Here is a 23,532-nt window from a genome sequence, read left to right as displayed (position 1 = left end):
AACGACCCTGTCCATCCGGCTGCACCGCCGACCGCTCCCGGAGTACCCTTCCTTGATCGTTGAGACGGGGAGTGCTCGGGGGAGCGGAAGGCGGTGCGCGGGTGGGCTCGGGAGGGCTGGAGTTGCCCCCTGGTGACGAGAGTCACGAGGGGAACTCCGCAGAGGTCCCGCCCGGCACGGTGTCCCTGGCGCGGCCGATGGACGCCGGCGCCATCGGGCCGGAGCTGGACTGGGACGCCGACGCCTGGCGCGAGGTGCGTACGCGCGCCCAGCGAGCCGGCCGGGCCTACATTTGGCTGAACCTCGTCGAACAGCGGCTGCGCGCCGTCGTGGCCGCCGTTCTGCGGCCCGTCTACGAACCCGTCCACGGCGACGACTGGGTCGTCGCCGCGGCCGGGCCGGCCGGCCAGGAATGGGTGCAGCGCGCGGTCGCCGTACGCGAAGTCAGCCGCCGCAAGGGCTACTTGCTCGACCCGGCCGACGACAACGTCCTCAGCTTCCTCACGCTGCCGCAGCTGCGCGAGCTGATGGTGCAGCACTGGCCGTGCTTCGAGCCCTACTTCGACGAACGCCGGGACGTCGAACTCGCCCTGGACGAGCTGGAAGTGACCCGTAACGTCGTCTCCCGCAACCGGGCGCTGTCCGAGGCCGTCCTCGGCCAGGCCGAGCGGGCCTCCGCCAGACTGCTGGAGATACTCGGCACGGGCGGTGACGTCCCCTCCGCGCGCCGGCTGCCCGTCGACGCGGTCGAGGACCTCGTCGGAGACCGGTACGCGGATGTGGTCGCCGTACACCCCGACCGGGTGCGGCTCATGCGCCAGTTCCCCGCCGAGGACCTCTTCGGCGGCGCCCGGCGGCTCGACGCCGTCGGCATCGGCCTCAACCTGCTCGTGCAGAACTTCTCCGGCCGGCGCCTGGTGCGCCTGGCCGAGTCGGGCTGCCGTGTACGGCTGCTGTTCCTGAACCCCGCCTCCAGCGCGGTCAAACGGCGCGAGCGCGAACTCGGCATCAGACGCGGCGAGTTGAGCCGGGCCGTCGAGATGAACATCCTGCACATGCGCCGGGTCCGCTCCAAGCTGCGCGACCCCGGCGCCTTCGAGATCCAGGTCTACGACGAGACACCCCGCTTCACGGCGTACCTCGTCGACGGCGACGGCTCGGACGGCATCGCCGTCGTGCAGTCCTATCTGCGGCGGTCGCGGGGCATGGAGGCGCCGGTGCTGGTTCTGCGCGGCGGGGGCAAGGTGGTCAAGCCGGGCGAAGTCGACGAGAGCGGTCTCTTCCCGACGTATCGCGAGGAGTTCGAGCTGACCTGGGCGGATTCGCGGCCGGTGTCCTGAACGGCGTGCGGCGCCACGGGAGCGACCAAGCGGAATGCGGTCCTCTGATTGTCAGTGGCGCATGGGAGGGTGGAGACCACTGGGGGAAAGCACCACCAAGAAGGGGGGCCGCCGATGGGCTGGCACCGGGAGCTGCTGATCGGCTTCGACCTGGAGACGACCGGGACCGATCCGCGTACGGCGCGTATCGTCACGGCCGCCGTCATCGAGGTCAGGGACGGGCAGCCCATAGGGCGCCGGGAGTGGCTGGCGGATCCGGGCGTGGAGATCCCGGCGGACGCGGTGGCGGTGCACGGCATCAGCAACGAACGCGCGGCCGCCGAGGGCCGGCCGGCCGACCAGGTGGCGGACGCCATCGCGGACGTCCTGGTGACGTACTGGAAGACGGGCGTTCCGGTGGTCGCCTACAACGCGGCCTTCGATCTGAGCCTGCTCTCCGCGGAACTGCGGAGGTACTCTCTGCCGTCCCTGCGCGACCGCCTCGGCGGAGTCGACCCCGCGCCCGTCATCGACCCGTACACCATCGACCGCTGGGCCGACCGGTACCGCCGAGGAAAGCGCAACCTCGAAGCGGTCTGCACGGAGTACGGCATCGCGCTCGACTCCGCCCACGACGCCTCGGCCGACGCCCTCGCCGCGGCCGGGCTGGCCCGCGCGATAGCCGCCCGCCACCCCAAGATCGCGGCCCTCGGCCCGGCGGAACTGCACCGCCGTCAGATCGAGTGGTACGCGCAGTGGGCGGCGGACTTCCAGAACTTCCTGCGCCGCAAGGGCGATCCGGAGGCGGTGGTCGACGGAACGTGGCCGCTGCGGGAGCTCGCCAACGAGCCGGCCTGAGAGCGAGCGGACCCGCGGGGGAGCGATGCACCATCCTCCCCCCGATCCGCAGGTCACGTGGCTCGACACGTGCGAACTCGAGGCGTTCGTCGCGAAGTAGGGGTCGTCGTACGGCATTCCTAGAACGGATACCACCGCACCGTCTCGTCCCCGTCCCGCAAGGACGCCACCCGCCGCTCGAACTCGGCCAGTGCCTTCGGGTTCCCCGGCGCATGCTGGGTCACCCAGGCGCAGCTCGCCGTCTCCCGGGCGCCGCGCAGCACCGAGCAGCCCTCCCACGCGCGGACGTCCCAGCCGTACGCCGAGGTGAACGCGTCGTACGCCTCGGCGGAGAGCCCGTAGCGGTCGCGGTCGAGAGCCATGACGACCAGGTCGTGCTCGCGCAGATCCGCGGAGAACGTCTCCAGATCGACCAGCACCGGCCCGTCCGGACCGACATGCACATTGCGGGGCAGCGCGTCCCCGTGGATCGGGCCCGGCGGCAGATGGGCCGTCAGTGCGGCCGCGGCCGCCGCGAAACCGTCGCGGCGCTCGCGCAGATACGCCGCGTCCCCGGGATCGATCGCCTCGCCCGCGAGCCGCAGCCAGCGCTCCACACCGCCCAGCAGGTCGCGGGAGGGCAGACCGAAGGAGGGGGAGGGCAGTGCGTGCACCCTCCGCAGCAGGACGGCCAGATCCCGCGGCTCCGCGGGCCGTACCGGATCGGGCATCCGGTGCCACACGGTCACCGGATGACCCTCGACCAGCAGTGCCTCGGGGGCCGCCGCCCGCACCGCCGGCACGCCCGCCTCCGCGAGCCACATCGCGACGTCCAGCTCACGGCGCGCCCGGTCCAGCAGTTCGGCGTCCCGGCCCACCTTCACGACCAGATCACCGGCGGCGAACACCGCGTTCTCGCCCAACGCCAGCAGCCGCGCCTCCCGCACCCGGCCGGGCAGCACCTCCGCCGCGGCCAGCACCTCCCGCGCCCGTGCCTCGTCCATCGGCCTCCTCCGCGCCCGGCCCGCCACCCACCGTTCCACGCGATCATCATCTCCGGTCACGGCCGGGGCTGCACGTACTCGGGAGCCACCTCGTCGAGCTGTCCAAGCACTGTCCAGAGGACAGACGAGAGCCCGTTGGTCCCCCCGGGAAACCAACGGGCCCTCTGTTGAAGGGGCGAATCCTCGTCAGACCCTCACCGGCTCACCCTCGTCGTCCCGCGCAGAAGGCCGCACGATCGCCTCCGACGACTCGTCGTGCGTCAGGTCCGGCATCCGGTGCAGCCACTTCGGCAGATACCAGTTGCGCTCGCCGAGCAGCGCCATCACGGCCGGGAGCAGCACGCCCCGGATGATCGTCGCGTCGATGAGCACCGCGGCCGCCAGGCCCACACCCATCTGCTTCATGGACTGCATGGACAGCGTGCCGAAGATCGCGAACACGGCGACCATGATGACCGCGGCGCTGGTGACGACACCGGCCGTGGTGACCACACCGTGCTGGATCGCGTCCTTCGTCGTACGGCCCCGCATCCGGGCCTCGCGGATCCGGGAGACCACGAACACGTGGTAGTCCATCGACAGGCCGAACAGGATCACGAAGAGGAACAGCGGCAGCCAGGTGATGATGGCGCCGACGCCCTCCGCGCCCACCACCGACGCGCCCCAGCCGTGCTGGAAGACGGCGACGAGGATGCCGTACGCCGCGCCCACCGACAGCAGGTTGAGCACGATCGAGGTGACCGCGATCGTCAGCGAGCGGAAGGACAGCAGCATCAGCAGGAAGGCGAAGACCACGACGAACGCGAACACCGGGACGACGGCTCCGGCCAACTGGTCGTTGAAGTCGTGCGAGCCGGCGACCTGTCCGGAGATCGGTGCCTGGACGCCGTCGACCTTGCCGAGCGTGGCCGGCCGTACGTCGTCGCGCAGCTTCTCCAGGCTCGCGCCCGCCTTGTCCAGGTCGGAGCCGCCGACCAGCGGGACGTAGACGAAGGCGATGTTCTGCGCGTCGTGCAGCTTGATCTCGACCGGGCCGCGCGAGGCACCCGAGCTGATCGCACGCTCCTTGAAGGCGGCGATGGCGTTCGTCACCTCGGGGGAGTTGATGTCCTTCGCCTTGACGACCACCTCGGCCGGCTCGGAGCCGCCCGGGAAGGCGTCGTTGACCCGGTTGTACGTCTGCACGATCGGCAGCGAGTCGCCGAACTCCTGGTCCAGCGTGAGGTTCTGGGTCTTCATGCCGATCGCGGGGGCCGCGATCGCCAGCAGCGCACCGGCCGCGACGAGCACGGAGACCAGGGGCCTCGCGAGCACCTGGCGCAGCACGGCGGTCCAGAAGCGGCTCTCCCCGTTGTTACGGGCGGCGCGGCGCTGCATGGCCTTGTGCAGGAACGGAATGCGGCCCTTCTCGACCCGCTCGCCCAGCAGGGACAGCAGCGCGGGCAGCACGGTCACCGATCCGACCATGGCGACCGCCACGACCATCAGCGAGGCCAGACCCATCGCCTCGAACTCGGCGAGCCCGGTGAACAGCATGCCCGCCATCGCCACGCACACCGTGACACCGGAGACGATGATCGCGCGGCCGCTGGTGGCGGCGGCGACCCTGAGGGCCGTCTGCGCGTCCCGTCCGGCCTCGCGCTCCTCGCGCTCGCGGCGCAGATAGAACAGGCAGTAGTCGACGCCGACCGCGAGGCCCACCAGGAGCATCACGGAGTTGGCGGTGTCGCTCATCGGCATCACATGGCTGACGACGCCCATCAGGCCCATCGTCGCCATGATCGCGGTGATCGCCAGCGCGACCGGGACGAGCGCCGCCACCAGCGCGCCGAAGGCGATGAGCAGAATGCCGAGGGCCACCGGCACCGCGGAGTACTCGGCCTTCTGGAAGTCGTCCCCGAACGCGTCGTCGAACGTCTTCATCATGCTGGCGCCGCCGATCTCCTCGATCCGCAGCGACTCGTGCTCCTTCTGCACCCCCTCGACGGCCTTCAGCACCGGCTCGACCCGCTCGCCCGCTGTGTCGGCCTCGCCCCGCATGTCGAACTGCACCAGCGCGCTGCGGCCGTCCTTCGAGATCGTCTGCGTGTCGTACGGCGACGTCACATCCGTGACCTTGCCGGTCCCCTCGACGGCGTCCATGACGGCGGTGACGGCGGCCTTGAACTCGGCGTCCGTCGCCCTGACCCCGGCGTCCTTCGCCTGGACCAGGACGGTCTCACCGGCCGGCTCGTCGATCCCGGCTTCCTCGATGATCTTGGCTGCGGTGTGCGTCTCGCCCTTGAGCTGGTCGCTCTCCTTGACATCGACCCGGCCCGCCGCTGAACCGAGCCCCATCGCCAGGACGACGAACAGCACCCAGATGCCGACCGCCGCCCAGCGATGCCGGGCGCTCCAGCCGCCGGCCCGGGCGGCGATGCCCCGCACCCGCGAATCTCCGTTCCCCATGACGGGCTTGCCCCCTCGTGATCGGTGACAGCCCCCTGCCGTCACCTCAGGATTCGAAGGTATGGGCGGGATAAAGCCATCTCGTCGTGCTGGCCGGTGAAGTGCTTCGGGCGCGACTCATCCCCTCGGAGGCGGCTCTCTCACCCCCGGGGAGGACAGTGGCCCCCTACATCTATCTCGGGACCTGGGGGTCGGTGATCAGGGGTGTCCGGCCCGTGGCCCCCCGCGCCCACCCTCTACAGCGGCGGCGGCCGCTCTAAGGTGAGCGGATGACGACGACGTATGCGGCCCTGCTGCGGGGGATCAACGTGGGCGGCGGCAGGAAGGTCCCGATGGCCGAGCTGCGCACGCTCATGGCGGGGCTCGGCCACGACGGCGTCCGCACCTATCTGCAGAGCGGCCAGGCCGTCTTCGCGAGCGACCACGGCGACGAGGAGTCCCTCGCCGACGAGCTCGGGCAGGCGATCGAGCAGCACTTCGGGTTCCCCGTCGACGTGATCGTGCGCGACCACGCCTATCTCAGGGCCGTCGCCGAGGACTGCCCCTTCCCGGCCGCCGATCTGGAGGCCAGGCAGCTCCACGTCACGTACTACTCCTCGCCGGTGGACGCCGAACGGTTCGCGGGGATCGACCAGGGGGCCCATCTCCCGGAGGAGTTCCGCCTGGGCGACCGTGCGCTGTACCTGTACGCGCCGAACGGCCTGGGCCGCTCCAAGCTCGCCGAACAGCTGTCCAGGCCCCGGGTCAACAAGGGCCTGATCGCCACCACCCGCAACTGGAACACGGTCCTCAAACTCGTGGAGCTGACCGCCCGCTGAAGGGCGCGCGGGTCTGTGCGAGGACGACGACGAGGCTGTCGCGTTTGTTCAAGAGTCCTCAGCGGCGTCTTCCTAGCGTGAGGACATGACCAAGGACGACCTGTACCCGTACATGACCGAATGTGCCGCCGAGGCGGCGCGCGTGGCGCGTGGCGTCACGGCGGCTCAGCTCGGCGATCCGACCCACTGCCCGGACTGGGACCTCCGCGCCCTCGTCAACCACTGGGTTCTCTACACCTCGTACGGCCTGGAGCACCGCGCCCTGCGCAAGCAGCTTCCCGAGGAGCTCACCGCGCGGGACTTCACCGCCGACCCGGACTGGGCCGCGGCGTACGCCGCCCAGCTGGACCGCGCGGTCGCGGCCTGGGCGGACCCCGCGGTGTGGGAGGGCGAGGTGGACCTCGGTACGGCGGCCCTTCCCGCCGCCGAACTCGCCTCGATGATCATCAAGGAGATGGCGGTGCACGGCTGGGACGTCGCCACGGCCACCGGCCAGGAGTACCACGTCTCGGCGGGCGCGGCCCGGCTCGTCCTCGACGTGGTCGAGACGCACGGCGACCTGTATCGCCAGTACGACGGCTTCGCCGACCCGGTCCCGGTGCCGGACGACGCGCCCGTGTTCGACCGAGCGCTGGCGTCGAGCGGCCGGAACCCGCGTCAGGGTGCCCGGGCGGGCCGCTGAGAACGATCCGTCGTCATGGGAGGCCGGGCTCCCCTCAGGCCCCCACGGCGGCGAGTGCCGGGACGCATGCCGTGTCGTACCGCTCCAGCAGCACCCGTGCCACCTCCGGTGCCGGGCCCAGCACGTCGGCGAGGACGTCCGCCCCGGCCGCGCCCCGGGCGATGCGGTCCGGGAGGAAGCCGGGGGCGAGCACATACGGGGCGACCGCGACCTTCGAGCAGCCCATGGCCCGGAGTTCGCGCACGGCGTCCTCCGTGCGGGGCAGAGCCGCGGAGGCGAACGCAGGTCGCACGGCGCACCAACCGGTGTGCCACCACTCCCGCGCGATATCGGCGATCACTGCGATCGCCTCCGGGTCCGTGGACCCCGCCGAGGCCAGCACGACCCCGGTCGAGGACTTGTCGGCGGGGGTGAGCCCCGCCTCGTACACACGCCGTTCCAGGGCGGTCAGCAGCAGCGGTGAGGGGCCGAGCACCTCCGCCTGCCGGATCCGCAGCCGCGGCGGCGCGTCCCGCAGGACCGCCGGGATGTCCGCCTTGGCATGGAACGCGCGCGTGAGCAGCAGCGGAAGGGCCACGACATCCCGCACACCCTCCGCCGCCAGCGACTCCAGCACCCCGTGCACGGACGGGATGTTGAAGTCCAGGAAGCCGGTCTCCACCCGCAGCCCCGGCCGCAGCGACCGTACCCGCCTCACCAGGGCGTCAACGGTCGCGGCATGCCGCGGATCGCGGCTGCCGTGGGCGACGACGAGAAGAACCGGCTTGTTGTGCAAGGAATCTCAGCCCTTCACCAGCAGACCGCGGCTGCGCAGCACCCACCGCTCCAGCGGACTGAAGATCAGCAGGTCGATGGCGATGCCGACGAACAGGATCAGGAAGATGGCCTCGAACACCATGGACATGGAGCTGGCGTTGCGGCCGTTCTCCAGCAGCGCGCCCAGGCCGATGCCCAGGTCCGGCGAGGAGGCGATGATCTCCGCGGCCATCAGCGAGCGCCAGGAGAAGGCCCAGCCCTGCTTCAGACCGGCCAGATAGCCGGGCAGGGCGGCCGGCATCACGATGTGCCAGGCGCCCTTCAGACCGGTCGCGCCCATCGTGCGGCCCGCCCGCAGGAACAGCGGCGGCACCTGGTCGATACCGGAGACCAGACCGTTGGCGATGGACGGGACCGCGCCGAGCAGGATCACCGCATACATCATCGAGTTGTTCAGACCCAGCCAGATCACGGCCGGCGGCACCCACGCCACCGACGGCAGCGACTGCAGTCCGGACAGGATCGGGCCGATCGCCGCACGCACGAACTTCACGCGGGCCACCAGCAGACCCAGCGGGGTGCCGATGGCGAGCGCGAACAGGAAGCCGAGCAGGCCGCGCGAGATGCTGGTCCAGATGTAGCCGAGGAGCGTGCCCTCCAGCCAGGCGTCCCTGAACTCGTTCCCCACGTCGGCCGGCGAGGGCAGCTTGGTCGGATCGTCGACGATCTTCAGCGAGATCAGCGCCTGCCAGACGACCAGCACCACGCCGACGGCGACGATCGGCGGCAGGATCTTGTTGACGAACGTCTGCCGGAACGGCGTACGGCTCGCGACCGAGGTCTCCAGCGCGTCGAGGCCCGCCTCCAGGCCGCCGGCGTCGCCGCGGTCCTTGACGGGCGCGTCCGCCGTCGGGTCGGTGGTCTCAGTGCTGGCCATGACGGCGGATCTCCCCACGCAGGACATCGGTGATCTCTAGGGACAGTTCGGCCACGGGCGCGTCCTCGATGCGGCGCGGCTGCGCCATGTCCACCCGCCACTCGCGCGCCACCCGGCCGGGCCGGGAGGACAGCAGCACCACACGCTGCGCCAGGCGCACGGCCTCGCGCACGTTGTGCGTGACGAACAGGACCGACACCCCCGTCTCCGCCCAGATCCGGGTCAGCTCGTCGTGCAGCACATCGCGGGTGATCGCGTCGAGCGCCGCGAACGGCTCGTCCATCAGCAGCAGCTGGCTGTCCTGCGCGAGCGCGCGGGCCATCGCCACGCGCTGGCGCATACCACCGGACAGTTCGTGCACCCGCTTGCCGTACGAGCCCTTCAGCCGGACCAGTTCGAGAAGCTGCTCGGCGCGGCCGCGCCGCTCGCTCTTGGGAACCCCCCTGAGCTTCAGGGCGAGTTCGATGTTCTTGCCCGCGGTCAGCCACGGGAACAGGGCGTGCTCCTGGAACATCAGGGCGGGGCGCCCGTCGGTCGTGATGGTGCCGGCGGTGGGCCTGTCGAGGCCCGCCACCAGGTTCAGCAGGGTGGACTTTCCGCAGCCCGAGGCCCCGAGGAGGGTGACGAACTCGCCCGGTGCGACATCCAGGGTGATGTCGTCGAGGACGAGCTGCTGCCCGGCGGGGCCGGGGAAGGACTTCGAGACATGCTCGATGCGCGCGGCGTGCTCCACCGCCGCGGTGCTCTCCGCGGCCTTGGCGAGGGCGGTTGCCATGGTCGTCACCTCCTGGGAACTCTCGGGATGTACGGGCTACTTGACGCCGAGCCCGGCGTCGTCGACTGTGTTCGCGCCCTCGTCCTTGAGGACCTTGTTCAGCAGCGTCAGGTCGTAGATGCCGGCCAGATCCGGGTTCTCGAGGAGACCCGCCTCGACCGCGTGCCCGGCCTCGGTGCCGAGCGTGGAGGCCAGCGGGTCGTCGGTGATCCGGATGGACTTCCACGCCGGGTCCAGCACCTCGGCCGGCAGCTCCTTGCCCGAGTCGGTCCCGAGCTGCCTGTTCGCCGCGGCCTTGGCCTCGTCCGGGTTGGCGTTGATCCACTTGTTGGTCTCCACCGAGGCCTTCAGGACCGCCTCGACGGCCTTGGGGTGCTCGGTGAGGAACTTCTGCGACACGATGATGTTCGTGATCACGAACTTCCTGTCCGGCCACAGGTCGGATTCGTCGAGGAGCACCTTGGCGCCCTCCGCGACCAGCTTGGACGCGGTCGGCTCGGGCACCCACGCGCCGTCGACGGAACCGGCCCGGTAGGCGTCCGGGGTGACCTTGTTGTCGGTGCGGACGACCGAGACGTCGCCCGTGCCGCTCTCCGCGTCGACCTTCCAGCCCTGCTCCGCGACCCAGTTGAGGAACGCCACGTCCTGCGTGTTGCCGAGCTGCGGGGTCGCGATCCGCTTGCCCTTGACGTCCTTCAGGGACTTGATCTTCTCCGGGTCGACGACGAGCTTCACGCCACCGGAGGCCGAACCGCCGATGATCCGCAGGTTCTTGCCCTCGGCCCGGGTGTAGCCGTTGATCGCCGGGGACGGGCCGATCCAGCCGATGTCGATCGAGCCGGAGTTCAACGCCTCGATCTCGGAGGGACCGGCGTTGAAGACCTGGTACCTGGCCGCCGTGGCGCCGAGCTCCTTCTGGAAGAAGCCCCTCTGGACACCGACGAGGGCGGTGGCGTGGGTCAGATTGCCGAAGTAGCCGATCTTCACGGAGTCGAGACCGTCGACCTTTTCCGCCCCGGCGGCGATCCTCTGTCCGGCCGGGACGTCGTCCGCCTTCGAGCCGTAGCCGCAGGCGGCGAGGGCCAGCAGCGGAAGAGCGGCGAGCACGGCGAGGCCGCGGCGGAGCAAGGTCGCACCGGCTGAGCGGTTGGCAGGCACGGGAGGTGTTCCTCTCGTTGGCCCGGCGGTCACGGTCTGTCAGGTCGCGGCCGGGAGGTCGGCAGGTCTTCGTCTACGGCGGTGGGGGGTGAGGGCGCGCCCGCAGTGCGCGTACGTCACCGCACACATCGCGCCACTCCGCCCTGCCCGCTGCCGAGGGCGCCGCTGCCGATGCGGCCGCCCTCCTTCGCGAACATCGAGTAGTAGTCGGTGCCGTTCATGCTCAGAAGTCCCACCCGTCGTCCTCGGCCTCGTCCTTGACGGGCTCCGGAGACGCGAACGACTCGCCGACCATGCCCGCGGTGAGCGTGGTGCCGTCGTTCGGGTCGATCAGGATGAACGAGCCGGTGCGACGGGAATCCGCGTAGGAGTCGACCGGCAGCGGCTCGGCGGTACGGATCTTCACCCGGCCGATGTCGTTGGCGACGAGCTGTCCCGGGTGCGGGTGCAGGGACAGGTCGTCGAGCGTGAGACGGGACGGGATGTCCTTCACGATCGCCTTGACGGTGCGGGTGCCGTGCCTGAGCAGCACCCGGTGGCCGACGGTCAGCGGCTGGTCGGCCACATGGCAGACGGTCGCCTCGATGTCCTGGGTGGTCGGCGGCGCGTCCTTGCTGGGCACGATCAGGTCGCCGCGCGAGATGTCGATGTCGTCCTCCAGCAGGAGGGTCACCGACTGGGTCGTCCAGGCGACGTCGACCGGCTCGCCGAGCAGGTCGATGCCGGAGATCTTCGTCGAGCGGCCGGAGGGCAGCACGGTGATCTGCTCGCCGACGCGGAAGGTGCCGGCGGCGATCTGGCCCGCGTAGCCCCGGTAGTCCGGGTGCTCGGCGGTCTGCGGCCGGATCACGTACTGCACGGGCAGACGCGCATGGCAGTGCGCCAGGTCGTGGCTGACCGGCACCGACTCCAGGTGCTCCAGGAAGGTCGGCCCGCCGTACCAGTCCATGGTCGCGGACGGCTCCACGACGTTGTCACCGGCGAGCGCCGAGATCGGGATCGCGGTGACCTCCGGGACTCCCAGCTCGGTCGCGTACGCCGTGAACTCCTCGGCGATCGCGGCGAACACGGACTCCTCGTAGCCGACGAGGTCCATCTTGTTGACGGCGAGGACGACGTGCGGGACGCGCAGCAGCGCCGCGATCGCGGCGTGCCGGCGGGTCTGCTCGACGACGCCGTTGCGGGCGTCGACCAGGATCACCGTGAGCTCTGCCGTGGAGGCACCGGTCACCATGTTCCGGGTGTACTGCACATGGCCCGGCGTGTCGGCGAGGATGAACCGGCGCCGCGCGGTGGCGAAGTAGCGGTAGGCGACATCGATGGTGATGCCCTGCTCGCGCTCGGCGCGCAGGCCGTCGGTGAGCAGCGCCAGGTCCGGGCCGTCCTGGCCGCGGCTCGCCGAGGCGCGCTCCACGGCCTCCAGCTGGTCGGTGAGGACCGACTTGGAGTCGTGCAGCAGCCGGCCCACGAGGGTGGACTTGCCGTCGTCGACGGACCCGGCGGTGGCGAACCGCAGCAGCGTGGTGGCCGAGAGTTCCTCGGTCGTGGTCGTGCTCATGGTTAGAAGTACCCCTCGCGCTTACGGTCTTCCATCGCGGCCTCGGAGAGCTTGTCGTCGGCGCGGGTGGCGCCGCGCTCGGTGAGCCGGGAGGCGGCGATCTCGGCGATCACGGCGTCCAGCGTGGTCGCGTCGGAGTCGACGGCTCCGGTGCACGACATGTCGCCCACGGTCCGGTAGCGGATGAGCCGCTTCTCGACCGTCTCGCCCTCCTTCGGCCCGCCCCACTCACCGGCGGTCAGCCACATGCCCGCCCGCCGGAACACCTCGCGCTCGTGCGCGAAGTAGATCTCGGGCAGTTCGATGCCCTCGCGGGCGATGTACTGCCAGACGTCGAGTTCGGTCCAGTTGGACAGGGGGAAGACGCGGACGTGTTCGCCGGGTGCGTGGCGGCCGTTGTAGAGGTTCCAGAGCTCGGGCCGCTGACGGCGGGGGTCCCACTGGGAGAACTCGTCGCGCAGGGAGAAGACCCGTTCCTTGGCCCGGGCCTTCTCCTCGTCGCGGCGTCCGCCGCCGAAGACGGCGTCGAACTTCTCGCCCTGGATCTTCTCGGTGAGCGGCACGGTCTGGAGGGGATTCCGTGTCCCGTCCGGGCGTTCGCGCAGCACACCGCGGTCGATGTAGTCCTGCACGGAGGCCACATGGAGGCGCAGCCCATGCTGTTCGACCGTGCGGTCGCGGTAGTCGATGACCTCGGGGAAGTTGTGCCCGGTGTCCACGTGCAGCAGGGAGAAGGGGATCGCGGCCGGGGCGAACGCCTTCAGCGCGAGGTGCAGCATGACGATGGAGTCCTTGCCGCCGGAGAACAGGATCACCGGCCGCTCGAACTCGCCCGCCACCTCACGGAAGATGTGCACCGCCTCGGACTCCAGCGCGTCCAGGTGGGAGAGGGCGTACGGGCTTCCTGTGCCCTCGCCCTCCTTGACCTTGGCGACGGTCGTCATGCCAGTCCCCTCTCGGTGAGCAGCGCGTGGACCGCGGCCGCGGACTCCTGGACGGTCTGGTGCTGCGACTCGATGCGCAGGTCGGGCGACTCGGGATCCTCGTACGGGTCGTCCACGCCCGTGAGCCCGGTCAGTTCGCCCGCCGCCTGCTTGGCGTACAGACCTTTCACATCGCGTACGGAGCACACCTCGACGGGGGTCGCGACATGCACCTCGATATACGCGGCCCCGCTCTTCTGGTGGCGCCCCCGCACGGCGTCACGGCTGTCCGTGTACGGCGCGATGACCGGAACGAGCGCCTTGACGCCGTTGCGGGCGAGCAGTTCGGCGACGAAGCCGATGCGCTGCACATTGGTGTGCCGGTCCTCGCGGCTGAAGCCGAGCCCGGCCGAGATGAACTCGCGGATCTCGTCGCCGTCGAGCACCTCGACGAGGTGGCCCTCCTCGCGCAGCCGGCCGGCCAGCTCGTACGCGATGGTGGTCTTGCCGGCACTCGGCAGACCCGTGAGCCAGACGGTGGCTCCGGTCGTCACGTGGTTCTCCTGGGTCTCGGTGTTCGCCTGAAAGGCACTCGCGGTCATCCGTGCAGCCCGCACTCGGTCTTGGCGCGGCCCGCCCAGCGGCCGGCGCGCGCGTCCTCGCCCTCCAGGACGCGGCGGGTGCAGGGCGCGCAGCCGACGGACGGGTAGCCGTCCATCAGCAGCGGGTTGGTGAGGACACCGTGTTCGGCGACGTACGCGTCCACGTCGTCCTGGGTCCAGCGGGCGATGGGGGAGACCTTGACCTTGCGGCGCTTCTCGTCCCAGCCGACGACCGGCGTGTTGGCCCGGGTCGGGGACTCGTCGCGGCGCAGACCGGTCGCCCAGGCCGCGTAGTCCTTGAGGCCCTCCTCCAGGGGCTGCACCTTGCGGAGCTTGCAGCACAGGTCGGGGTCGCGGTCATGCAACTTCGGGCCGTACTCGGCGTCCTGCTCGGCGACCGTCCGGCGCGGGGTGAGCGTGATGACGTTGACGTCCATCACGGCCTCGACCGCGTCCCGGGTGCCGATGGTCTCGGGGAAGTGGTAGCCGGTGTCGAGGAACACCACGTCCACGCCCTTCAGGACGCGGGACGCCAGGTGTGCGACCACCGCGTCCTCCATGGAGGAGGTCACGCAGAAACGCTTGCCGAAGGTGTCGACCGCCCACTGGAGGATCTCCAGGGCGGAGGCGTCCTCCAGGTCACGGCCCGCCTGCTCGGCGAGCGCCTTCAACTCCTCGTCCGTACGCTCTTCCTGAGCCGTCGTCATATCCGGTCCCCTCCGTTGTCCGTTCGCTGAACGCCCCGGGACAGCAGCCCGAGGAACTTCAGCTGGAATGCGCGGTTGCACGCCGCGCATTCCCAGGCGCCGTGACCTTGCTCGCTGGGACGCAGGTCCTCGTCACCGCAGTAGGGGCAGTAGAAGGGGGCGGCCCGCTCGCTCATGAAAGGGCCTCCTCGGAAGCGCGCGCGGCCCACGTCGCGAACCGTTCGCCGTCCTCGCGCTCCGCCTGGAAACGCTTCAGGACGCGCTCGACGTAGTCCGGCAGCTCCTCCGACGTCACCTTCAGGCCGCGCACCTTGCGGCCGAAGCCGGCCTCCAGACCGAGGGCGCCGCCCAGATGCACCTGGTAGCCCTCGACCTGCTCGCCCTGGTCGTTCAGGACCAGCTGGCCCTTGAGACCGATGTCCGCCACCTGGATACGGGCGCAGGCGTTCGGGCAGCCGTTGATGTTGATGGTGAGCGGCTCGTCGAAGTCCGGGATACGGCGCTCCAGTTCGTCGATCAGCGAGGCGCCGCGGGCCTTGGTCTCGACGATGGCGAGCTTGCAGTACTCGATGCCGGTGCAGGCCATGGTGCCGCGCCGGAACGGAGAGGGACTGGTCGTCAGGTCCAGTGCCTCCAGGGCCTCGACCAGCGACGCGACCTGCGCCTCCTCGACATCGAGCACGATCATCTTCTGCTCGACGGTGGTGCGGACCCGGCCCGAGCCGTGCGCCTCCGCCAGCTCGGCGATCTTCGTCAGGGTCGTGCCGTCCACCCGGCCCACACGCGGGGCGAACCCGACGTAGAAACGGCCGTCGTTCTGCGGGTGCACACCGACGTGGTCGCGCCAGCGCTGCACGGGCTGGGCGGGCGCGGGGCCGTCGGTGAGCTCGCGCTTGAGGTACTCGTCCTGAAGCACCTGACGGAACTTCTCCGCGCCCCAGTCGGCGACCAGGAACTTCAGACGGGCGCGCGTCCGCAGGCGCCGGTAGCCGTAGTCGCGGAAGATCGAGATGACGCCTTCGAAGACCTCGGGCACCTCGTCCAGCGGGACCCAGGCGCCGAGCCGGACGCCGATCTTCGGGTTGGTGGACAGCCCGCCGCCGACCCACAGGTCGAAACCGGGGCCGTGCTCGGGGTGGTTGACGCCGACGAAGGCGACGTCGTTGATCTCGTGCGCCACGTCGAGCAGCGGCGAGCCGGAGATCGCGGACTTGAACTTGCGGGGCAGGTTGGAGAACTCCTTGTTGCCGATGATCCGGCGGTGGATTTCCTCGACGGCCGGAGTGCCGTCGACGATCTCGTCCGCGGCGATACCGGCCACGGGTGAGCCGAGGATCACACGGGGCGTGTCACCGCAGGCCTCGGTGGTGGACAGGCCGACCGCCTCCAGGCGGTTCCAGATCTCGGGCACGTCCTCGATCCGGATCCAGTGGTACTGGACGTTCTGCCGGTCGGTGAGGTCCGCGGTGCCGCGCGCGAACTCCTGCGAGATCTCGCCGATGACCCGCAGCTGCTGCGTCGTCAGCCGCCCGCCGTCGATACGGACCCGCAGCATGAAGTACTCGTCGTCCAGCTCCTCCGGCTCCAGGATCGCGGTCTTGCCGCCGTCGATCCCGGGCTTGCGCTGGGTGTAGAGCCCCCACCAGCGCATGCGGCCGCGCAGGTCGTTGGGGTCGATGGAGTCGAAGCCGCGCTTGGAGTAGATCGTCTCAATGCGTGTCCGCACATTGAGACCGTCGTCGTCCTTCTTGAACTGCTCGTTGCCGTTGAGCGGGGTGAAGTGCCCCGCGGCCCACTGACCCTCACCACGGTGACGGCTCACCTTGCGGCGGGGAGTCGCGGCGGCAGGGTTCTGCGGGGTGGCGGCCATGGTTCTACGTCCTTCGGGACAGGCGGGAATGCGGCTCTTACCTGCGCGTACGGGCGCGTGGGAGTACGGGCGCGGCATTGCGCAGGAGGGCGAAAGCGGGGGATGTCGGCGGTGCTGGTCCAGTGGCCGAGGGCCAGGTCAGCTCGCCGGACAGATGGCGCTGGACATGCGGCCGAGGTCGACGTGCCGCCGACTCACCAAGGCAATTCCAGTTCCAGACATGACGGAAGCGTGTCACGGCAATCTGGACTCAGTCCAGCTTCGTCCATCATGCGGACATCCTTGTCCCGAAGTGTGGGACGAGGGTGGCGTCGGTCACAAACGGCACGCGGTGGCTTGTCCGTGCAGGTCAGGCAGGGTAGGCGCCCGGCCAGGGACCCGGCGCGACAACGTCCCGCTCCTCCTCGACCTTGGTGTCGAAGAGCCTGAAGCCACGGCGCAGATAGTTGTCCATCGCATGCTCCCCGTCCAGGCTGCAGGTGTGCAGCCACACCCGCTTGGTCGCCGCCAGCCCGGGCCAGCGGTCCGCGAGATCCCAGGCGCGGGCGGCGCCGTACGACAGCAGATGGCCGCCGATCCGCCGCCCGCGGAAGGCGGGGATCAGCCCGAAGTAGACGATTTCCACGACCCCGTCGTCCTGCGGATCCAGTTCCACATACCCCGCGGGTGTGCCCTGGTCGTAGGCGACCCAGGTCTCCACGCCGGGCCGGCCCAGGTGCTCCTGCCAGCGCGCGTAAGTCCAGCCGAGCCGGTCGATCCAGCGGATGTCCCCGCCCACCGAGGCGTACAGGAAGCGGCTGAACTCGGGGGAGGGCACCGCGGCGCGGACGATCCGCACATCGCCCTCCGGGCCGGCGGCGGGGAGGAGGTCGGTCGGGGCGGTCTGTTCCAGGGACCAGGTGGTCACAGGGATGCGGCTCATGCCGGCCAGGGAATCACGCCGCCGAAGGGTCTGTCGATCGCCGCCCGGCCGACCTCAGTCCAGTGACCCGCCCACCGAGTCCAGTGGCAGCGCGAACAGGACCCGTCCCGACTGGGACCAGAGCTCGCCGGTCTCCTCCCAGTAGGAGAGCGACTCGGTGCGCGGGCTCCAGCAGCGGTGGTGCGTCTCGTCCGAACCGCACTGCGTGGCCTTCGCGCCGTCGGTGTTCTGCCGCCACAGGGTGCCGTGACCGTCCTGTTCGTCGGACGCGCCGCCCACATACCAGTCGGAGCGGTACGACAGCACACCCCTGATCTCGGAGGCCTTCGTCTCGAAGGCCTCGGCCGCGCGCGCCGATCCCGCGGTGTCGGTGTCGAGGAGGCCGGAGCGGTCGTCCTGAGGGCTGAGGGAGTAGCGCCACAGTCGCGCGTGCCGGTCGCTGCCCTCGGAGACCCACTGGCCCGCGACCAGACTGTCGGGCGCCGTGCTGCGGTCGAGCGAGACGCCGTCGAGACGTGGCCCCCTTGCGTCACCGGCCGGCCGGTACGAGCCGACGGCGGGCAGTACGTACCGGTAGCCGTGCGCCGACCAGCCCTCGCGTACCCGTCCGACCGCGTCGGCGTCCACCGTGGCGCGCTGGACGCGGTCCATGTCGTACACATACAGGGAGTTGCGGTCCCCGCTGTCCGTGGTGACCAGCAACTTGTCCTGGTACCAGACCATGCCGGACACATGTGAGGCCAGCGCACGGTAGGTGCGTCCGCCGTCGACCGGGACGACGAGGAGCACCCAGGTGTAGCTGAGACGGCCCGGGTCGTTCGCGTCGACGAAGGCGACCTTGGCCAGGTCCTGGCCCGCCGCCGAGCGGGCCTGGTGGCTCCAGCCGGAGAGGATCACACGGTTCTCCCCCCACACGCCGTCGTCGTCGGCGTCCCCGGAGGTGGTGACCGCGCCGGGCTGCCAGGCGTGGGTGTCCGCGGCGTTCCAGCAGTAGGCGCGCGTGGCCGCCGGCTCCACGGGCAGCGAGGTGCGCTCCCCGGCCGTGCAGTCGGCCGCGTCGCGCAGGCTGTCGTCGGCGTCGGCGAGGACGGCGCCGACCCCGACGGGCCGGCCCATCGCCGAGCTGAGGCGGTCGAGGGAGGTCTGCGGCACCAGGTGCTCCCGCAGCCGCAGTGCGTCGGTCGCGTCGGACGAGGTGAGCGGCTTCAGCGCCCCGGGATTGTCCCCGACGGTGGCCTGTGAGGCGCTGATCATGGTGGCGGCGGCGGTCAGTGCGAGGGCGGTTCCTGCCAGGGCGGCCCGCAGTGCCCTGCCCCGCCTGCGTCGGCGATGTCTGCCACGATGCTTCATTCGTCCTCCCGAGGCGGGTCAACTGCGCCTGGTGATCCATACGTTGACCAGGGAGCAGGTGGGGTTGACCCGTACGAGGGATGCTACGGCAGTCGGACACCGTCGGGGACGAAGACCCAGCAAATATGCGAAAGACGCACTCCGGGACCGCTCAGGACGTTCCCCCGGCCGCCCGTTCGCCCGCCACCGCCGAAGCGGCCGAGTGCGGCAGCAGGTCCCGGGGGTCGTCGGGGAGGAGCACCTCGACCTCCGCGGCCTCGCAGAAACGATACGGCCGGTGTTCCAGAAAGCCCCCGAGATACCGCCGTACCCGTGACATCTCGGCGCGCACCGTCACCGTACGGTTCGGGTCGCCGAACAGGTCCTCGGCCAGGCCCGCGGCACTTCGGCCGGTGCGGTGCAGGGCCAGCAGATAGAGCAACTCGGCGTGCCGGGGACTCAGTTCGCGGCTCCAGGAACCCGCCCAGCCCGACACCGTCACCGACCAGCGGCGCGGCTGCGCCAGGTCCAGCACGATCCGTGTGGCCTCCGGTGGCACCGGCTCCTCGGTGACCCGGACCAGCCAGCCGCCTCCGAGCGGCTCCACCGCGCACAGCCCGAGCGGCGGCAGCCACCGGCGGCCCGCCGACAGCGACTTGGGCAGCGCGATGCGGTCGGTGTACGGCATACCGTTCACCGCCGCCGTCCAGCCGTCCCGGTCCACCACCACGGCCCGGCTGCTGCCGAGCCGGGCCAGGACCGGCGCCGCGGTGGCCCGCAGTTGCTCCAGCGAGCACAGATGCAGCTCCCGCAGCCGCGCCTCGGCCAGCTTGGCGACCGAGTCGACCCAGGCGAGCGTCGCCGGGTGCATCGTCTCCAGCGGCCCGCTCACATCCACCACACCGAGCAGTCGGCCGTCCCGCGGATCCGTGACGGGGGCGCCGGCGCAGGTCCAGGTGGCGTGCGTCCGCACGAAGTGCTCGGAGGCGAAGACCTGTACGGGCCGGCGCTCCACCGCGGTCGTGCCCACCCCGTTGGTCCCCACGACCTCCTCCCGCCAGTCGGCGCCGGGTTCAAAACCGAGGCCGTCGGCCTTGCGCAGCACCGGCGGGTCGCCCTCGCGCCACAGCACCCGGCCCTCCTCGTCGGCGACCACCATGATGTGGTGGGCGACGTCCGCGACCGACAGCAGCCCCTCCCGCAGCACCGGCAGGACATGCCGCAGCGTCGTGGTCTCCCGGCGCCGCTGCACCTCCGCGCGGGACAGCAGGCCGGATCTGACGTCGTGGTCGGGATCGACGCCGCGGCGCAGCATCCGGTCCCAGGACTGCTCGATCACCGGGCGCGGCGCGAGCGGGGCGCGCTGTCCGGCCAGCCGGGCGGAACGGACCTCGCTCAGCACCTGCGCGGCGCGCGCCGAGTCCACGGCGGCGAGCTGCGTCACGTCCGTCGGCGAGAGTGCCACTGATCCTCCCCTGGGTGGAACCCGGGTCGTGCGGTCCGTCCTGATGGCTCGTCTCATGGTGCCGCTCGCCCCGGGGCGGGGGGATCCAGTCCGCACACAGAGCCCGACAAGTTGCAACCCCTTGCAACCCTGGTGGTCCGCGGCGCAGTGTCTGAAACTTGAACGACGCCGTCCCGAGCGGCGTTCGGGGCCTCGAACAGGCCTGGGAGCGGGGGTGGTGCCGTGTCGGCGCAGCACCACCCCCGCTCCGTGTTCCCGCAGGTCAGGATGTTGGCCTCGCCCGTTCCAGCACGGCGGCCAGATCCAGGCTCGACGGCAGCGTCCCAAAGGCCGCGCCCCCGTCGCCGCCCAGCCGCGAGGCGCAGAAAGCGTCTGCTACCTGGGGCGGCGCGAACCGGACGAGCAGCGAGCCCTGAAGCACCAGGGCAAGCCTTTCGGCCAGCCGCCTGGCGCGTCCTTCGACGCCGTCGAGGTCGGCGAGCTCGGTCAGCAGGTTCTTGATCGCCCCGTCGAGACGGTGATCGGCGCCACGGGCCATGCCCACCTCCTGGAGGTAGGCGTTCAGCGCCTGCGGCTCCCGTTGCAGCGCCCGCAGCACATCGAGGGCCTGGACGTTCCCGGCCCCCTCCCAGATCGAGTTGAGCGGCGACTCGCGCACCAGCCGGGGCATGCCCGACTCCTCCACATACCCGTTGCCGCCCAGGCACTCGGCGGCCTCGACCGTCACCGGCGTACACCGCTTGGTCACCCAGTACTTGGCGGCCGGCACCGCGATCCGCAGCAGTGCCCGCTCCTGTTCGCCGCCGTCGTCGCAGGCGGCCGCGAGCCGCAGCGCGAGCGTGGTCGCCGCCTCGGACTCCAGCGCGAGGTCCGCCAGCACATTGCGCATCAGCGGCTGGTCGGCCAGCTTCCCGCCGAACGCCTCACGGTGGGTGCAGTGGTGGACCGCCTGTGCGACGGCCTGCCGCATCAGGCCCGCCGAGCCGAGCACACAGTCCAGCCGGGTCGCGGCCACCATGTCGATGATGGTGCGCACGCCGCGCCCCTCCGCGCCGACCCGGCGCGCCCACGTCCCGTCGAACTCGACCTCGCCGGAGGCGTTGGACCGGTTGCCCAGCTTGTCCTTGAGCCGCTGGAGGAGGAAGACGTTGCGGGCGCCGTCCTCCAGCACACGCGGGACCAGGAAGCAGGTCAGTCCCTCCGGTGCCTGCGCCAGCACCAGGAACCCGTCGGACATCGGCGCCGAGCAGAACCACTTGTGCCCGGTCAGCTCGTACGTCCCGTCCTCGGCCAGCGGCCGCGCGGACGTCGTGTTCGCCCGTACGTCGCTGCCGCCCTGCTTCTCCGTCATGCCCATCCCGAACAGCACACCGGCCTTCCGGGCGGCGGGCCGCAGCCCACGGTCGTAGACCATCGAGGTCAGCCGGGGCTCCCACACGGCCGCGAGGCCCGGGTCGGTACGCAGGGCGGGTACCGCCGCATGCGTCATGGACAGCGGGCAGCAGTTTCCGGCGTCGACCTGCGTCCACAGCACAAACGCGGCCGCGCGCCGCACATGTCCTGCGGGCCGTCCCCAGGCCGCGGTCAGGCCCGCGGAGACTCCCTTGCCGAGCAGCCGGTGCCAGGCCGGATGGAAGTCGACCTCGTCGACACGGTGGCCATAGCGGTCGTGCGTGTGCAGTCTCGGCGGGTTCTGCTCCGCCTGCGCCCCCCATTCCTGGACCTGGGCGGAACCGCAGGTCCGGCCCAGCGCCGACAGCTCGCCGCGCACCTCGTCGAGCAGGTCCGGGGCGGTGTGCCGGTCCACTGCCGCCGCCAGGGCGCGGTCGGTGGCGAAGACGTCGTGTCCGGACAGCGGCGGGGGCTGATTGGTCACGATGTGCGTGCTGCGTGCCATGTCTGCGAACCTACCCGCCATGGAGCCGGACACCACAGGGACGAGGCATACGGAGGCCGCCTCACGGCCCGTCCCACCGGGGATGAGTGCCGACAGGCGCGACGGATACCGTTAGGACGTGCAGCCGGCAAGTGAATCCTCCGAGCGGCCCTCCGGCCGCCTCCATCGCGCGCGTGCCCTCTACCGGAACGTGTCGAAGCGCAGGACCGTCTGGCTGCTGCTCAAGGACACCGTCAACTCGTGCATGGAGTACCGCATCCTGGGCCTCGCGGCCGAGGCCGCGTTCTTCACGCTGCTGTCCGTGCCGCCGCTGCTGCTGAGCCTGATCGGCCTGCTCGGCTACGTCGACGACTGGACCGGCACCGACACCATCAGCAGTCTGGAGGCCAACCTCCTGGAGGCCTCGCGCACGGTCCTGTCCGACAAGGGCGTCAGCGAGATCGCACAGCCGATCCTGGACGACGTGATGAAGGGCGGCCGCCCCGACGTCATCTCCATCGGCTTCCTGTTCGCCCTGTGGTCCGGGTCGCGCGCGGTGAACGTCTTCATCGACACGATCACCGTCATGTACGGCCTCGACGGCGTCCGGGGCATCGTCAGGACCCGGCTGGTGGCGTTCCTGCTGTTCACCGCGGCGCTGCTGATCGGCTCGGTCGCGCTGCCGCTGATGGTCGCGGGCCCGGACGCGGTGGTGCGGATCGTGCCGTGGTCGGGGACGGTGGTCCAGGTCCTGTACTGGCCCGTGGTGATCATCCTCTCCGTCGCGTTCCTGACTACCCTGTACCACGTGTCCGTGCCCGTGCGCTCACCCTGGATCGAGGACGTCCCCGGCGCTCTGGTCGCGCTCGGCATGTGGGTGCTCGGCAGCTTCCTCCTCCGTATCTATCTGCAGAACACCATCGAGGGCGCGACGATCTACGGCTCGCTGGCCGCCGCCGTCGCCGTGCTCCTGTGGATCGGTGTGTCCGCGTTCGCCGTGCTCGTCGGGGCCGCGGTCAACGCCGCCATCGACCGGGTCTGGCCGGCCGCCGCCACGGCCGCGGCCCGCGCCGCCAACGAGCGGCTGCGGGAGGCACAGGTCGCCGAGTACGTGGCGCGCGCGGCCGCGCACCGCGAGGCCGACCCCGAGGACCCGGACATGCCCTCCGAGTTCCCGGAGCGCTGGTCCCGCTTCCTGCCGCCGGAGGACGTGACGTCACGGCTGCGGACCCATGTGAAGAGCACGCATCCCCCTCATCCGCACAAGCCCGAGGGCTCGCACCCGCACCAGCACGAGAGCTCGTGCCCGAAGGAGCCGGAGGATCCGTACCCCCGCGATCGGGAGGGTCCGTACCCCCGCGATCGGGAGGGCCCGTACCTCCGCGATCGGGAGGACCCGTGCCCCCGCGATCCGGAGAGCCCGTATCCGCCGCACGAGCCCGAGGGCCCGTACTCGCACGAGGCCCACGGCTCGTACCCGCACAAGCCGGAGGGTTCGTACTCGCACAAGCCCGACGGCCCATAGACGCCCGAGCCGGACGGCTCG

The 23,532-nt window shown here is 70.8% G+C and carries 22 protein-coding genes; 5 read left to right on the top strand and 17 right to left on the bottom strand.

Annotation, left to right across the window (positions count from 1 at the left end):
• Window positions 1-101 precede the first annotated feature (101 nt).
• Both F7R91_RS04530 and F7R91_RS04525 read left to right on the top strand, forming a co-directional pair.
• On the top strand, window positions 102-1,340 hold the full coding sequence (locus F7R91_RS04530; protein ID WP_150944864.1) for an SAV2148 family HEPN domain-containing protein: 1,239 nt from the start codon (window positions 102-104) through the stop codon (window positions 1,338-1,340).
• A 114-nt stretch (window positions 1,341-1,454) separates the two neighbouring features.
• Window positions 1,455-2,177 (top strand): 3'-5' exonuclease, encoded by a 723-nt coding sequence (locus tag F7R91_RS04525; RefSeq protein ID WP_150944661.1) that lies wholly within the window; start codon window positions 1,455-1,457, stop codon window positions 2,175-2,177.
• Between the two features lie 119 nt (window positions 2,178-2,296).
• Here the strand turns inward: F7R91_RS04525 and F7R91_RS04520 are convergent, their stop codons facing one another.
• Together F7R91_RS04520 and F7R91_RS04515 are read right to left on the bottom strand one after the other, a co-directional pair.
• Complete coding sequence (locus F7R91_RS04520; protein WP_150944659.1) at window positions 2,297-3,160, bottom strand: phosphotransferase enzyme family protein; 864 nt, start codon at window positions 3,158-3,160, stop codon at window positions 2,297-2,299.
• A 186-nt stretch (window positions 3,161-3,346) separates the two neighbouring features.
• Window positions 3,347-5,608, bottom strand: a complete 2,262-nt coding sequence (locus tag F7R91_RS04515) for an MMPL family transporter (protein ID WP_150944657.1) — start codon at window positions 5,606-5,608, stop codon at window positions 3,347-3,349.
• 269 nt (window positions 5,609-5,877) lie between these two features.
• On the opposite strand from F7R91_RS04515, the gene F7R91_RS04510 reads away from it, so the two are divergent.
• Window positions 5,878-6,426, top strand: a complete 549-nt coding sequence (locus F7R91_RS04510; RefSeq protein ID WP_150944655.1) for a DUF1697 domain-containing protein — start codon at window positions 5,878-5,880, stop codon at window positions 6,424-6,426.
• Between the two features lie 85 nt (window positions 6,427-6,511).
• Window positions 6,512-7,108: a TIGR03086 family metal-binding protein gene (locus F7R91_RS04505; RefSeq protein WP_150944653.1), complete on the top strand. Its 597-nt coding sequence runs from the start codon at window positions 6,512-6,514 to the stop codon at window positions 7,106-7,108.
• Window positions 7,109-7,142: 34 nt separating this feature from the next.
• Here F7R91_RS04505 and F7R91_RS04500 read toward each other — a convergent pair whose 3' ends face one another.
• From F7R91_RS04500 to F7R91_RS04430, 15 genes are all read right to left on the bottom strand, one after another.
• Window positions 7,143-7,883, bottom strand: a complete 741-nt coding sequence (locus F7R91_RS04500; protein WP_150944652.1) for a sirohydrochlorin chelatase — start codon at window positions 7,881-7,883, stop codon at window positions 7,143-7,145.
• Window positions 7,884-7,889: 6 nt separating this feature from the next.
• On the bottom strand, window positions 7,890-8,801 hold the full coding sequence (locus tag F7R91_RS04495; protein WP_150944650.1) for an ABC transporter permease: 912 nt from the start codon (window positions 8,799-8,801) through the stop codon (window positions 7,890-7,892).
• On the bottom strand, window positions 8,788-9,576 hold the full coding sequence (locus F7R91_RS04490) for an ABC transporter ATP-binding protein (RefSeq protein WP_150944648.1): 789 nt from the start codon (window positions 9,574-9,576) through the stop codon (window positions 8,788-8,790). Before F7R91_RS04490 ends, F7R91_RS04495 begins: the two co-directional genes overlap by 14 nt.
• Before the next feature lie 36 nt (window positions 9,577-9,612).
• A complete protein-coding gene (locus F7R91_RS04485; protein ID WP_150944646.1) occupies window positions 9,613-10,734 on the bottom strand; it encodes an aliphatic sulfonate ABC transporter substrate-binding protein in 1,122 nt (373 codons plus the stop codon).
• 223 nt (window positions 10,735-10,957) lie between these two features.
• Complete coding sequence (locus F7R91_RS04475) at window positions 10,958-12,292, bottom strand: sulfate adenylyltransferase subunit 1 (RefSeq protein ID WP_150944644.1); 1,335 nt, start codon at window positions 12,290-12,292, stop codon at window positions 10,958-10,960.
• Between the two features lie 2 nt (window positions 12,293-12,294).
• Complete coding sequence (cysD, locus tag F7R91_RS04470) at window positions 12,295-13,236, bottom strand: sulfate adenylyltransferase subunit CysD (RefSeq protein WP_150944642.1); 942 nt, start codon at window positions 13,234-13,236, stop codon at window positions 12,295-12,297.
• Window positions 13,233-13,817, bottom strand: a complete 585-nt coding sequence (gene cysC / locus F7R91_RS04465) for an adenylyl-sulfate kinase (protein ID WP_150944640.1) — start codon at window positions 13,815-13,817, stop codon at window positions 13,233-13,235. Before cysC ends, cysD begins: the two co-directional genes overlap by 4 nt.
• Complete coding sequence (locus tag F7R91_RS04460) at window positions 13,814-14,524, bottom strand: phosphoadenylyl-sulfate reductase (protein WP_150944638.1); 711 nt, start codon at window positions 14,522-14,524, stop codon at window positions 13,814-13,816. Before F7R91_RS04460 ends, cysC begins: the two co-directional genes overlap by 4 nt.
• Window positions 14,521-14,700 carry a hypothetical protein gene (locus tag F7R91_RS04455; protein WP_150944636.1) on the bottom strand — a complete coding sequence of 60 codons (180 nt, stop codon included), beginning with the start codon at window positions 14,698-14,700 and terminating at the stop codon, window positions 14,521-14,523. The genes F7R91_RS04460 and F7R91_RS04455 overlap by 4 nt, the downstream gene beginning before the upstream one ends.
• Window positions 14,697-16,394 (bottom strand): nitrite/sulfite reductase, encoded by a 1,698-nt coding sequence (locus F7R91_RS04450; RefSeq protein ID WP_150944633.1) that lies wholly within the window; start codon window positions 16,392-16,394, stop codon window positions 14,697-14,699. Before F7R91_RS04450 ends, F7R91_RS04455 begins: the two co-directional genes overlap by 4 nt.
• 138 nt (window positions 16,395-16,532) lie before the next feature.
• Entirely contained in the window at window positions 16,533-16,616 is an 84-nt protein-coding gene (locus F7R91_RS43985; RefSeq protein WP_309486338.1) for a putative leader peptide, read from the bottom strand.
• 127 nt (window positions 16,617-16,743) lie between these two features.
• Entirely contained in the window at window positions 16,744-17,316 is a 573-nt protein-coding gene (locus F7R91_RS04445; RefSeq protein WP_150944631.1) for a GNAT family N-acetyltransferase, read from the bottom strand.
• 54 nt (window positions 17,317-17,370) lie between these two features.
• Window positions 17,371-18,666: a hypothetical protein gene (locus tag F7R91_RS04440; protein WP_150944629.1), complete on the bottom strand. Its 1,296-nt coding sequence runs from the start codon at window positions 18,664-18,666 to the stop codon at window positions 17,371-17,373.
• 151 nt (window positions 18,667-18,817) lie between these two features.
• Window positions 18,818-20,110 carry a GAF domain-containing protein gene (locus F7R91_RS04435; protein ID WP_150944627.1) on the bottom strand — a complete coding sequence of 431 codons (1,293 nt, stop codon included), beginning with the start codon at window positions 20,108-20,110 and terminating at the stop codon, window positions 18,818-18,820.
• A gap of 262 nt (window positions 20,111-20,372) precedes the next feature.
• Window positions 20,373-22,007, bottom strand: coding sequence for an acyl-CoA dehydrogenase family protein (locus F7R91_RS04430; RefSeq protein WP_150944625.1), 1,635 nt, complete (start codon window positions 22,005-22,007; stop codon window positions 20,373-20,375).
• Between the two features lie 118 nt (window positions 22,008-22,125).
• Here F7R91_RS04430 and F7R91_RS04425 point away from each other — a divergent pair, with 118 nt between their 5' ends.
• The gene (locus F7R91_RS04425; protein WP_225320519.1) at window positions 22,126-23,511 is read left to right on the top strand and encodes a YhjD/YihY/BrkB family envelope integrity protein; all 1,386 of its coding nucleotides are present in this window, start codon (window positions 22,126-22,128) and stop codon (window positions 23,509-23,511) included.
• Window positions 23,512-23,532: the final 21 nt, after the last annotated feature.

This window comes from Streptomyces luteolifulvus (genome assembly GCF_008806595.1).
Lineage (GTDB): Bacteria > Actinomycetota > Actinomycetes > Streptomycetales > Streptomycetaceae > Streptomyces > Streptomyces luteolifulvus.
This window is presented reverse-complemented; position numbering and strand designations above follow the sequence as displayed.

Bases quoted from the DNA above. Each gene is read 5' to 3' on its own strand.
- F7R91_RS04525 (WP_150944661.1), top strand. From the start codon at position 1,455: ATGGGCTGGCACCGGGAGCTGCTGATCGGCTTCGACCTGGAGACGACC.
- F7R91_RS04520 (WP_150944659.1), bottom strand. From the start codon at position 3,160: ATGGACGAGGCACGGGCGCGGGAGGTGCTGGCCGCGGCGGAGGTGCTG.
- F7R91_RS04515 (WP_150944657.1), bottom strand. From the start codon at position 5,608: ATGGGGAACGGAGATTCGCGGGTGCGGGGCATCGCCGCCCGGGCCGGC.
- F7R91_RS04510 (WP_150944655.1), top strand. From the start codon at position 5,878: ATGACGACGACGTATGCGGCCCTGCTGCGGGGGATCAACGTGGGCGGC.
- F7R91_RS04505 (WP_150944653.1), top strand. From the start codon at position 6,512: ATGACCAAGGACGACCTGTACCCGTACATGACCGAATGTGCCGCCGAG.
- F7R91_RS04495 (WP_150944650.1), bottom strand. From the start codon at position 8,801: ATGGCCAGCACTGAGACCACCGACCCGACGGCGGACGCGCCCGTCAAG.
- F7R91_RS04490 (WP_150944648.1), bottom strand. From the start codon at position 9,576: ATGGCAACCGCCCTCGCCAAGGCCGCGGAGAGCACCGCGGCGGTGGAG.
- F7R91_RS04475 (WP_150944644.1), bottom strand. From the start codon at position 12,292: ATGAGCACGACCACGACCGAGGAACTCTCGGCCACCACGCTGCTGCGG.
- cysD (WP_150944642.1), bottom strand. From the start codon at position 13,236: ATGACGACCGTCGCCAAGGTCAAGGAGGGCGAGGGCACAGGAAGCCCG.
- cysC (WP_150944640.1), bottom strand. From the start codon at position 13,817: ATGACCGCGAGTGCCTTTCAGGCGAACACCGAGACCCAGGAGAACCAC.
- F7R91_RS04460 (WP_150944638.1), bottom strand. From the start codon at position 14,524: ATGACGACGGCTCAGGAAGAGCGTACGGACGAGGAGTTGAAGGCGCTC.
- F7R91_RS04455 (WP_150944636.1), bottom strand. From the start codon at position 14,700: ATGAGCGAGCGGGCCGCCCCCTTCTACTGCCCCTACTGCGGTGACGAG.
- F7R91_RS04450 (WP_150944633.1), bottom strand. From the start codon at position 16,394: ATGGCCGCCACCCCGCAGAACCCTGCCGCCGCGACTCCCCGCCGCAAG.
- F7R91_RS43985 (WP_309486338.1), bottom strand. From the start codon at position 16,616: ATGTCTGGAACTGGAATTGCCTTGGTGAGTCGGCGGCACGTCGACCTC.
- F7R91_RS04445 (WP_150944631.1), bottom strand. From the start codon at position 17,316: ATGAGCCGCATCCCTGTGACCACCTGGTCCCTGGAACAGACCGCCCCG.
- F7R91_RS04440 (WP_150944629.1), bottom strand. From the start codon at position 18,666: ATGAAGCATCGTGGCAGACATCGCCGACGCAGGCGGGGCAGGGCACTG.
- F7R91_RS04430 (WP_150944625.1), bottom strand. From the start codon at position 22,007: ATGGCACGCAGCACGCACATCGTGACCAATCAGCCCCCGCCGCTGTCC.